This window comes from Pelomicrobium sp. G1 (assembly GCF_051905455.1).
GTDB lineage: Bacteria > Pseudomonadota > Gammaproteobacteria > Burkholderiales > UBA6910 > Pelomicrobium.
The window spans coordinates 1-10,893 of record NZ_JBQACR010000027.1 but is presented as its reverse complement, the minus strand read 5'-3'; the positions used below and the strand labels follow the sequence as shown (position 1 = coordinate 10,893).

Here is a 10,893-nt window from a genome sequence, read left to right as displayed (position 1 = left end):
CACGAACGGCTCTCTCCGCCAGCGCGTGTTGTGCGGAAGAATGTGGGGCAGAAAAACGAATTTTTAGAGGTTCCCTTATGCTCCTAAGTAAATGTCCTAGTAGACCGGCAGGATCGCCCGGCTTATACAAGTCTTGATGGGTTGCGTCGCTTAAAGCCAGCCGCGAGTCCGCTGTGCTGGGTCGCTCTGGCGCACCGAGTGATAAGACGAGGAGGCAATCAACATGCTGGACTTCCTATTTTCCGGCTGGGGCGCATTCTGGATGACGCTGTTCATGGCGGTACCGTTCGCGGTGATCTTCTATTACGTCATCTACAGGAAAAGCGTCGTCGACCCGGGGCCGAGCGCCACGCCCCGCAAGGAGCTGTCGCGGCTTGAGGGAATCTGGCTGGCCGTGGTGTTCGTGGTCTTCGTCGGCGTGAACCTGGCCAGCCTGAAGTACATGCCGACCATCGCCGCTGCGCGTGCCGCGACCAGCGGCCAGCCCCTTCAGGAAATCGACGTGACGGCGAAGTCCTGGGTCTACGAGATTTCGAACCGCCGGATCGAGGCCGGCCATCCGGTACGATTCTCGGGCAAGAGCAGCGACACCCAGCACGGCTTCGCGGTTTACCATCCGGACGGCAGGATGCTGTTCACCATGATGCTGATGCCGGGCTTGACCAGGCCCACGACGCTGGTCCATACGTTCAAGGAACCGGGCAGATACAAGGTGCGTTGCCTCGAATACTGCGGCATCGCGCACCATGCGATGCTGGACGAACTGATCGTTGTCGAGAGCAATTGACGGCGCCGCCCAGGAGGAGGACGCAACATGATCGCCAGCGCAATCGTTCAAAACACGCCGGTCTTCGGCAAGATACTCAACCTTGACAAGAGCACGGGACTGGAGGAGATCAACGCCTGGCCGGCTTTAATGATCATGGCCTCCTTCGTCTGGCTCGCCGTTGCCGGCCTGCTGGGCCTGGTCATACCGGCTACGCAAATATTCGGTCTCGATAGCGGTCTGTTCTACACGACCCTGACCCTGCACGGCGCGGCGCTCGCGTTTCCATTCTCTTTCCAGCTTATGGTCGGCGTCGGTCTGCACAGGTCGGGCGGCTGCGTCGGCAAGCCTGTCGCGGGCGCGCTTCCAGCGCTGACATTCATCTCGATGAACCTGGGATCAGCCCTGCTGACGGTGGCGGTCCTGCTGGGTTTCAAGGTCAGTCTAGTCGTCATGTATCCGCTCCCCTTGGTCGGCGCGCAGATGGGCATCTGGAGCATGAGCACTGTCGTGCTCGGTTTCACCGGCATTTACCTGGTTTTGGCGTGCATGATCCTGTTCTATCCGCTCCTGGTGCTCAAGATGCTGTTCTTCGGCGAGAAGCGGCCGGAACTCGTCCTCTCCGAGCGCTCGCTCAACGATCCCGGCATGCTGGGCATGGCCCTGTCCGCGCTGACGCTGCTGGTGACGGGCATTCCGCTGATGGTGGTCGGGACGACGCTGCTGCTCGCGCTGTACGGTGTCATCCCGATGTCCATGGCCGCCTGGGCCGCCGAGCCGGTGGTCTTCCAGTACAGCTTCTATATCTTTGCCCATAACTTGATGGAGGCGATGGCCCTGATGGTGATGAGCGCGATGTACGCCACGCTGCCGCTGTACCTCGCCGACGGGACTCGCCAGCTTTTCAGCAACCGGCTCGCCAACACGGCGCTCTGGATACTGCTGCTCACCTCGATCACCTCGTTCCTGCATCACTTTATCACGCTCTATCCCAACCAGCCGGCCAGCCTCTCCTACTGGGGGAACATCATGAGCTGGGGGACCGGCGTCGGCGCTGCGCTGAGCATCTTTACCGTCCTCGCCACGATTTGGCAGCACGGACTGCGGCCGGAGCCCGGCATCATGGCCGTGCTGATGGGCTGGGTGCTGTACATTCTCGACGGCGCCAGCGCGATCGTGACCTCCAACGTGGCCTGGTCCTACATGCTGCACGGCACGATGTGGCAAAGTGGCCATACCATGACCGTGATCGTGTCGATGTCCATGATGTGGCTGGGCGTTCTCTATCATCACTACCCCGTGATTACGGGCCGCAAGCTCGACCCCGTGCTGGGCGCGTGGTTCGTTCGCCTCTTCGCCATCGGCGGCATCGGAGCTGCGCTGGCGATGCTGGCCGGAGGCGCAGCCGGCATGCCGCGGCGCTTCGCGGACTGGAACCAGGAGGGCTGGATGCTTTACGGCAACCTGCTTCTGTTCTTCGGCCTGATTCTGGGCGCATCGCTTGTCGTCTACGCCTATAATCTTTTGAAATCCCGCGAGATCGCCTCGCCCCTCGGCCGGCAGGTGGCGCCGGCGTAGTAGAGGCCGATGGAGCGCCCGCACTATGCGGGCGCTCCATCGGCCTTGGTCTTGAGAGGACATGGCCGCCAGAGCGCGTGCGCCGCTGGCGCACGCATGGGCAGGACGAGGACCGCCATGAACTGCAAGCTTTGTGGCCTGCCTACCCCCGACCCGCCGTTACGGCATGACGGCCATGAGTTCTGCTGCCACGGCTGCCGCGAGGTCTATCGCTGCTTCGGCGCCGGCGTCTTTGCCGCCGTCCGGGAAGGCACCTGCCAGGCGCCGCCTCCGCCGCGGGGCAAGGAGGCCTACCTCTGGATCGAAGGGATGCACTGCGCCTCGTGCGAATTCCTCATCGAAAAGTTCGCACTGAAAACCCGCGGCATTCTCGCGGCGGCAGCGAGCTTTGCCACCTCGACGGCGAAAATCGTCTATGACTCCGAGGTGCTTCGGGAGTCCGATTTGCCGGCGATTCTCGGCCGGTTTGGCTATCGCGCCCGGTTGCGCGGCGATGGGGCGCCGGAATACGACGAGCGGAGGGATCTGCTGCGGCTCCTGACCGGCGGTGTCCTGGCCTCCGCCGTGATGATGCTGTCCTTCCTGTTCGTCTACCCGATCCACAGTGGATTTGCCGTACCAGGCGATTACGAAGCGATCCGCTGGGTAGCCTTCGATGTGACGCCGCTCGCCTTGTTCGCGCTTGCATCGATCCTCGTCTTCTACGTCGGACTGCCGATTCTGCTCGGGGCGTGGAGGGGCATTCGAGCCGGCATGTTGAACATGGACAGCCTGCTCGCCCTGTCCATTCTTTCGGCCTACGGCTACAGCGTCGTCCAGCTATTTGAAGATCCGCTCGATCTCTACTTCGAGGTGGCGGGGTCGCTCGTCGCCGTGGTGACGATCGGCCGCTTTCTGGAGCGCAGCGCCAGGGTGCGCGCAACGCGCGAGCTGAACGCGATCATGCGGGCCTGGTCTCCCAAGGCCTGTGTGCTGAGAAACGGGAAGTACCTGCTTTGCGGGCTCGAGGAGCTTGTCCCGGGCGACCGCGTATTCGTTCGCTCGGGGGAGATGGTTCCCGTCGATGGCACCATCGTCGGTGGACAAGGGGCGGTCGATGAATCGCTCATGACCGGGGAGCCGTTTCCCGTGTGGCGGTCCTCGGGCGGGAAAGCGCTCGGTGGCACCGCGCTCCTCGAGGGCGAGCTTGAAATCGAAGTCGGGCCGCGGGTCGAGAGCCGTCTGGCGAGCCTGGCGCACATCCTCTGGAACACGCAGAGTTCCACCGGGGGCATCCAAAGCCGCGTCGATCGGCTCTCGCGCGTTTTCGTGCCGGCCGTGCTCGTTCTCGCCGCCATCGTGGGGCTCGGCTTCTATATCGGCGGCGCGCCCTTCGAGAGGGCGCTGCTGGCGAGCCTGGCGACTCTGATCGTTTCCTGTCCCTGCACCTTCGGGCTGGCGATACCGCTAGCCACTGCCGCGGCCATCAGTACGGCACTGCGCCGCGGCATCATCGTCACCCGCGCCGATCTTTTCGAAAAGGCGCCGCGTATCGATATGGTCGCGATCGACAAGACGGGAACGCTGTCGACCGGCAACATGGCCGTGGTCGAGGTGGTTGGCCCGCCCGAGGTCGCCGTTCGTGCCGCGGCCGTCGAGCGGTTTTCGTCCCACCCGATTGCCAAGGCGATCGCGCGGCTGGACGCGCACAGGACGGCCACGGATATCGAGATCCACCCGGGAAGAGGAGCGTTGGGCAGCGTCGGCGGCCGGCGCGTGGCGGTCGGTGGCAAGGCGTTCTTCTCGGCGCTGGGCTGGACGATCCCGGAGCCGCTTGCAGCCCGGATTGCTCCACGCCGCCCCGGTGAGAGCGTGGTGTCCTATGTGGGCTGGGATGGTCGCGCCGAAGGTGCCATCGTCACCCGCGATCAGTCCCGCCCCGAATGGGAACGGGTCATCGAACGGCTGCGCCAGGGCAGCCGGGTGATACTGCTGACCGGAGCGGAGCATCCGTGCGGCTACGAGGAGCGCGTGGACGAGGTCTATGCGGGCGTTCCGCCCGAAGCCAAGGCGGCGATCATCCGCCAACTGAAGTCCAGGGGCACGGTGGCCATGATCGGCGACGGCAGCAACGATGCGCCGGCCCTCGCCGAGGCCGATCTCGGAATCGCCTTCGGCGCCCCCACCTCGCTGGCTGCGGAGGCGGCCGATCTGATCATTCCCGGCGAGCGGCTGGAACGCGTTCTCGACGCCTTCGATCTGGTCGGTGCGGCTCGGCGCCGCATCCGACAAAACCTCGGCTGGGCGCTTGTGTACAACGCCACCGCGATCCCGCTGGCGATGACGGGGCTCCTCAATCCCTTGCTCGCCGCGCTGGCGATGTCCGCGAGCAGCCTTCTAGTGATGTTGAATTCCTCCCGGACGATGGCGGGGTCTGACGTGGTCGAAGAGGTCGTGGCGGCTCGAGCAAGACGCCGGGCCTTCCGGAGGTCTCGCTTGCCGACATGACCGTTGGCGACGCCGTCAATCCTGACGCTTCACGAGCGGTCCGCTTACTTCGACAGTAGAACGACGCAATGACCGCGGCGCTTCGTTCGAGGGCCTGATCCGCGGCCGCATACCACGTCCACCGCCCATCCTCGGTGCCGGTGACATGGCGCTGTGGGGTACGGGAAAACCCTGGGTCTCAGCGGAATTCACCCGATTGTTTCTTGTCATCGGCCTGGCTACATATGAGTCCTGAGCAGGGCGAAACGCGAACCGCCCTCGGGATGGTGTCGGAATCCATGCCGGAGGAAGCGGGGTTTTGCGCAAGTGACTCACAAACTCCTGAGATCCAGAGAGGAAACGAGCCATGAATTGTCCGTCTGACCGCCTTTACCATCGTGATCATCTTTGGGTGCGACAGGACGAGGGTGAAGAAGTGATTATCGGGGTGACCGATTACGCGCAGGAACAGCTCGGACAGGTCGTATTCGTCGAATGCTCCCAGCCCGGCGCGGAGCTTCGCCAAGGAGTTTCGTTTGGCACCATCGAATCGGCAAAAACAGCGTCCGAGTTGATTGCCCCGGTGAGCGGGATCGTTAAGGCGGTCAACGGAAAGCTTCGGCAGGAGCCCTGGCTGGTGAACGAGGACCCCTACGGGGAAGGCTGGATCTTAAAGCTGGCGGCCGGTAACACCGGGGAGTTTGCAGGGCTACTGGACTCGAAAGCCTATTTCAGGTTGCTTCTCGGTGCGGGATGATACGGACGGGATCTTTTTGGCTTCATGCCGGCCGTCCTTGCGCCGTCCTTATGTCAATGCGTAGTATTACTGGGGCCATACGTCAAATTACGGTAAGTGAGCAAAACCAGACTGCAGTTCGGGTCGAAGATGGCATTATATTTCGGAGGACGATATGAGGGTTTAGCCGGGTAAGTACGCCCGGCTATGGAAATCCGGGTTTCTTGAAGGAGGGTGCATAGTGACCGTGCTTAACTGGGCTGGTAACGCCGCCATGTGGCTCGTGGTCCTGGCATCGGCGAGCCTGGGCGCACTGGCGAGCATCCTTTACGCCTTACACCTTCATCGACAAACGATCCAACGCCGATTCGAGGCCTGTGCTCGTTGCCGCGTGCGCTTGGCCGAGGAAGCGGCCCGGCGCGAGCTGGAGCAGATCAAGCTGGTGTCCCAGGAGAATCAGAACCGCTTGCGCACCATCATCCGTTCCGCCCCAGTGTGCATCAAGCTGCAATCGGAGGACGGGACCATCCTGGAAATGAACCCAGCGGGAATGGCTATACTGGATGCCCGCCTCCCCGAGCAAGTCATTGGTAAGTCCGTCTACGAGTTCATCAGTCCTCAGTACCATGACGCTTACCGGGCCCTGACCCGACGGGTGTTCGGCGGCGAAGAGGATGTCCTCGAATTCGAGGTGACGACTTTGAGCAACGCCCGGCGGAGGCTGGAAACCCATGCGGCGCCCCTCTACGGTCCCGAGGGCGGAATTACGGCGCTGCTCGGGATAACCCGCGACGTAACCGAACAGCGCCATATCGCTCAGCAACTGCGCGAGAATGAAGCACGCCTGCGCGCCATCATCGAAGCCGAGCCCGAGTGCGTGAAGCTGGAAGCACGGGACGGCGTCCTGCTGGACATCAATTTGACGGGGGTCGCAATGCTCGACGCCCAGTCCCGGGAGCAGGCCATCGGACAGTCCGTGTACGAGTTCGTGGCGCCGGAGTTTCGCGAAGCCTATCGAGCCCACGCCGAGCGGGTGTTTCTCGGGGAAAGAAGCGTTCTGGAGTTTCAGGTGATCACGCTCAAAGGGCGTCGGCGCTGGTTCGAGACCCATGCGGTTCCGCTGCGGGACCCTGATGGCCGGGTTATCGCCCTGCTCGGGGTTACCCGCGATGTCACTGAGCGCAAGCAAACCGAGGAAAAGCTGCGGCAGCGGCAGATGGAGCTTGCGCACGTGTGCCGGTTGACCACCATGGGGGAGATGGCCTCGGGCCTGGCCCATGAGCTCAATCAACCATTGTGCGCGATCTCTACCTATGCCGACGCGGTGCGGCGCATGTTGGAAGCATCCGGAGCGGCGCACGAGAAAGCCTTCGAAACGCTGCAGCAGATCTCCGCCCAGGCGGAGCGGGCGGGCATGATCATCCGCCGACTTCGGGATATGGTCGCGAAGAAGCAGCCGAAGCACGAACCGGTCGACATCAACGACCTGGTGGCGGGAGTGGTCGAGCTGGCCCAGCCGCTGCTCAGAGAACGGGAGGTTACGGTGGCATGGGGGCTTGGGGCGAATCTACCTCCGGCTGTCGCCGATCCGGTGGAAATCGAACAGGTGGTCATGAACCTGATCCGTAATGCCGTCGAAGCCATGGGCGAGGTCAATGGCGCCCGGGTGCTCACCATCCGGACACGGAACGGGCCGGACCAAAGCATTGAAGTGGTCGTTCACGATACGGGTCCAGGTGTGCCGGAGGTATTGGCTGATCAGGTGTTCTCGCCGTTTTTCACCACCAAGGCGAGGGGGCTCGGGATAGGATTGTCCATCAGCCGCTCCATCATCGAGGCCCACAATGGCAGGATCTGGGCGGATAACGAAAGCGGTACAGGGGCTTCGTTTCACTTCACCCTTCCGGCGTTTAAGCTGCAGTCGCCATTGGAGGCTGAGGGAGGGCAACCACGGATTGACGTTTCGCGGGAAAGTCTTAGAAGTATCGAAAGGCAGCCGGTGTTCACTCCCTGAGAAAAGGGGGACGCGCCGGCCGGCGGAGGAGGCCGTTGGAATATGGGGGCCGGCGAGAACTTGGCCACCGTCTACATCGTCGACGACGACCCCGCGGTGCGGGACGCGATTCGTTGCCTGGTGGAGTCGGTCGGACTTAAAGCGGAAACGTTTTCTTCTGCCGCGGAGTTCTTGAACGCGTACAGGCCGAACATGGTCGGCTGCCTGATTCTCGACGTACGCATGGCCGGCATGAGCGGCCTAGCGCTCCAGGAGGAGCTTGTGCGCAGCGGGAGCCGGCTGCCGATCATCATCATTACCGGCCACGGCGACATCCCCATGGCGGTACAAGCGGTAAAGCGCGGCGCCCTGGATTTCCTGGAGAAGCCGTTCCGCAACCAGACCCTGCTCGACCGCATCAATGAGGCGCTGAAGCTGGATGCCGCGCGCAGGGAACAGGAGGCGCAACTTTCTCACATTGAAAGCCGCCTCGCGATGCTGACGGCCCGCGAGCGGGAGGTCCTCGAACTCCTGATAGAGGGCAAGACCAGCAAGGAAATCGCGCGGAAGCTGGACTTAAGCCCGCGGACCGTGGAGACTCATCGGGCCCATATCATGGAAAAGCTCGGTACCAGCTCCCTCCCGGAGCTGGTTCGGGTAGTTCTCGCCGCCCGGCGGCATGCGTAGCTGCCCGCATCGGCTGCGTAATCCTCCGGATTCCTTCCCTCACCCCAGTTCCCCCACTATTTTCCTGAAGCCTGCCGAAGGCTTTGCGGGATAAGGCGGAAAGTCGTCCCTCCTTCGCGGGGCATCTTCCGTGCCTTTCCACGGAGGCTTTTCACTATTTCACTAGAAGGAGGCGGTCATGTCTCAGGTAGATCTGAAAGCTGCGCTGATGAAGACCATCGAAGGAATCAAGTCGAATCCTGCCACAGCCAACGTCGTGTTCCGCGCCGAAACCAGGCTGGAGGACGGTGTTCGCTGCAGCGCCAAGGTTCGAGAGTTCACGCCGCTGACCGTGGACGAGCCGCCGGAGCTCGGCGGGACCAACGCCGCCATGAATCCGGTGGAGCTGGTGCTGGCAGCTCTCGGAACTTGCCAGGAGATCATGTACGCGGCTTATGCGGCCGTGATGGGCATCCCCCTCGAAGAAGTAAAGGTGGACGTGAAGGGCTACCTGGATCTGCGCGGGCTGTTCGGGCTGGACGAAACGGTGCCGCCGGGCTATAAGCGCATCACTTTCAATACCACCATCAAGAGTCCGGCCGACGAAGCGGCCTTGCTTCAACTCATTCAGGCCGTGGAGGGCCATTGCCCGCTGCTGGACATCCTCACGCGGGCTCAGGATGTTTCGGGCACGGCCACCGTCAACGGAAAGCAGGTGCACAGCTTGGCTAGCGCGCCACGCCAGGCTGCCGCTTGATGGCTAGTCCGAGTCCTTCTCCTTCACTGCCGCCGCGGCAAAGGGCGGAAAAGGTCTTTTCGGATTGCTTTGCCTGCAAGGATATTGCACATAAAAGGGGGCGACGATGGCAAAGGTACGTTGGAAAAAAACGAAGGGCAAAGAAAGGATCTGGCAAGCGGGCGATAGCAGTGCGATGCGCAAGGGCGCGGTCGCTCTGCTCCTGGCTACGCCCATCGCGTTCTCGACAAGCGAGGCGTTCGCAATCAACGGGTTGTTGTTTTACGGTTTGGGGGCGAAGAACCGCGCCATGGGCGGTGCGGGCGCTGCAGCTCCCCTCGACACGTCGACGGTGCTCATCAACCCAGCGGGTTTGAGCCATATCGAAAACTCAGCCGACATCGGCGTGCATTTTCTTAACGCACGTCGCTTCCTCGACACCTCGAACGGGCGCGGGATAGCGCAAGGCGGGGTGGTCAACACCGCGCCCGGCAAGCAAGACAGCGACCAGGACATCTATGTCACGCCCTTCAGCGGACTTTCCTACAGGCCGGCGGGGTCGCGCTGGACGTTCGGGGCGACCGTTGCCGGCGTCGCCGGCGAGGGGGCTCAGTACGGCCAGCCGCGTATCGATCCGAGCCTGCTGACTCCTCCTGGGGCCAATTACGACACATCAAGCTTTCTATTCATCATCAAGGGCATCCCCGCCGTGTCCTATGCCGTGACGGACCAGCTTTCGGTCGGGGTGGGGGTGCATATCAATGCTGCTTTGTTCTCCACCGATTCGGCGCTGGGCCAGCCCGGGTTCCCGCAAACGCAGGGCGACGGTCGCTTGGAGATCGCTTACGGCATAGGCGGACAGGTGGGCGTCATGTACAAGATCGACAGGCAGTGGGCCGTCGGCGCTTCGTTTACCTCACCGCAGGTTTTCACGGATTTTGGCCGCTACGAAGACATCATCCCCAACTTCAAGTTGCCGCCCGAGGTCCGCGTGGGAGCGGCGTATAGACCGACCGATAAACTTCTACTGGCCCTGGATTACAAGTGGATCGGATGGACCCAGGTCGGTCTCTTCGACAGGCTGCCGTCCGAAGGCGGCTTCGGTTGGCGCGATCAGCACACGGTCGGCGCTGGCGTGCAATACGACTGGAGCCAGGCCCTTACGGTTCGGGCAGGAGTGAATTACGGCCGTACGCCGCTCAGAGACAACGTGATATTCGCGAACGCACTGGTCCCCGTGGTTTACGAGACGCATCTCGCGTTGGGAGGAGAATATCGCTTCGATAAAAGGACTTCGTTGTCGTTTTCGGTGGTGAGGACCTTGCGCAACACCCAGACGGACAACGGCACGGGAGACCTGTTCAGTCAATTGGGCAGCGGGACGCGGATCGGATACAACGGCTGGGATGCCGACATCCAGTGGAGTCTTAAGTTCTAGCCCTTGAATTCGAATCCAATCGACTCGGCGCGGTGCGGTAGAGCCCGCTTCAGCGTGAAAGGGTTTTTGTTCGCCGGACCAACGGGGTTGTTCCCCGCGGGGAGGGGGAGTACCCGGTGAATTGGCAGGGAAACCGATGATTGGGTAAGGGGAATATCGGATCGCTGCGGTCTCGAGGCATCGGGTAATTTCGTTACGCGCCCCTTCGCGGCAGCGAGCTGGAAAGACGGAAGCGCTGAACCATGAGTAAGTGCGCTTCGGGTTTATGGATCGCACCTCGACTGATGGCCGTTCAGTCCTTTTTCAGAGCGTTCTGTCGGAAGGGCCTTCTGACAAGTATCCAGGGGTCTGGAGATCGATAGGGGAGGAAAATGAAAAGCACCCTAGCAGTGCTATTGACTGTAAGCATAGGAATAGGAGCCGCGCCGACGCCCGGTCTGGCCGCCGAAGACCTTCAGGCGCGCAGTTGGGCGGCGAGCTGCGCCGCCTGTCACGGTACCGAGGGGCGCGCGGT

8 protein-coding genes are annotated in these 10,893 nt (G+C 62.3%); all 8 read left to right on the top strand.

Annotated elements, in window-relative coordinates; all coding sequences use genetic code 11:
- Window positions 1-223: 223 nt before the first annotated feature.
- On the top strand, window positions 224-787 hold the full coding sequence (locus tag ACTFO6_RS17110; RefSeq protein ID WP_439935648.1) for a cytochrome C oxidase subunit II: 564 nt from the start codon (window positions 224-226) through the stop codon (window positions 785-787).
- 27 nt (window positions 788-814) lie between these two features.
- Window positions 815-2,344 (top strand): cbb3-type cytochrome c oxidase subunit I, encoded by a 1,530-nt coding sequence (locus ACTFO6_RS17105; protein WP_439935647.1) that lies wholly within the window; start codon window positions 815-817, stop codon window positions 2,342-2,344.
- A 117-nt stretch (window positions 2,345-2,461) separates the two neighbouring features.
- A complete protein-coding gene (locus ACTFO6_RS17100) occupies window positions 2,462-4,831 on the top strand; it encodes a heavy metal translocating P-type ATPase (protein WP_439935646.1) in 2,370 nt (789 codons plus the stop codon).
- A gap of 346 nt (window positions 4,832-5,177) precedes the next feature.
- Entirely contained in the window at window positions 5,178-5,567 is a 390-nt protein-coding gene (gcvH, locus tag ACTFO6_RS17095) for a glycine cleavage system protein GcvH (protein WP_439935645.1), read from the top strand.
- A 220-nt stretch (window positions 5,568-5,787) separates the two neighbouring features.
- Window positions 5,788-7,560, top strand: coding sequence for a PAS domain-containing protein (locus ACTFO6_RS17090; RefSeq protein ID WP_439935644.1), 1,773 nt, complete (start codon window positions 5,788-5,790; stop codon window positions 7,558-7,560).
- A gap of 42 nt (window positions 7,561-7,602) precedes the next feature.
- Complete coding sequence (locus ACTFO6_RS17085) at window positions 7,603-8,226, top strand: response regulator transcription factor (protein ID WP_439935643.1); 624 nt, start codon at window positions 7,603-7,605, stop codon at window positions 8,224-8,226.
- 178 nt (window positions 8,227-8,404) lie between these two features.
- Window positions 8,405-8,962, top strand: coding sequence for an OsmC family protein (locus tag ACTFO6_RS17080; RefSeq protein ID WP_439935642.1), 558 nt, complete (start codon window positions 8,405-8,407; stop codon window positions 8,960-8,962).
- Window positions 8,963-9,068: 106 nt separating this feature from the next.
- Window positions 9,069-10,379, top strand: coding sequence for an OmpP1/FadL family transporter (locus ACTFO6_RS17075; RefSeq protein ID WP_439935641.1), 1,311 nt, complete (start codon window positions 9,069-9,071; stop codon window positions 10,377-10,379).
- Window positions 10,380-10,893: the final 514 nt, after the last annotated feature.

Excerpts from the sequence above, each read along its gene's own strand:
- ACTFO6_RS17105 (WP_439935647.1), top strand. The coding sequence starts at position 815 with ATGATCGCCAGCGCAATCGTTCAAAACACGCCGGTCTTCGGCAAGATA.
- ACTFO6_RS17080 (WP_439935642.1), top strand. The coding sequence starts at position 8,405 with ATGTCTCAGGTAGATCTGAAAGCTGCGCTGATGAAGACCATCGAAGGA.
- ACTFO6_RS17100 (WP_439935646.1), top strand. The coding sequence starts at position 2,462 with ATGAACTGCAAGCTTTGTGGCCTGCCTACCCCCGACCCGCCGTTACGG.
- gcvH (WP_439935645.1), top strand. The coding sequence starts at position 5,178 with ATGAATTGTCCGTCTGACCGCCTTTACCATCGTGATCATCTTTGGGTG.
- ACTFO6_RS17085 (WP_439935643.1), top strand. The coding sequence starts at position 7,603 with ATGGGGGCCGGCGAGAACTTGGCCACCGTCTACATCGTCGACGACGAC.
- ACTFO6_RS17110 (WP_439935648.1), top strand. The coding sequence starts at position 224 with ATGCTGGACTTCCTATTTTCCGGCTGGGGCGCATTCTGGATGACGCTG.
- ACTFO6_RS17075 (WP_439935641.1), top strand. The coding sequence starts at position 9,069 with ATGGCAAAGGTACGTTGGAAAAAAACGAAGGGCAAAGAAAGGATCTGG.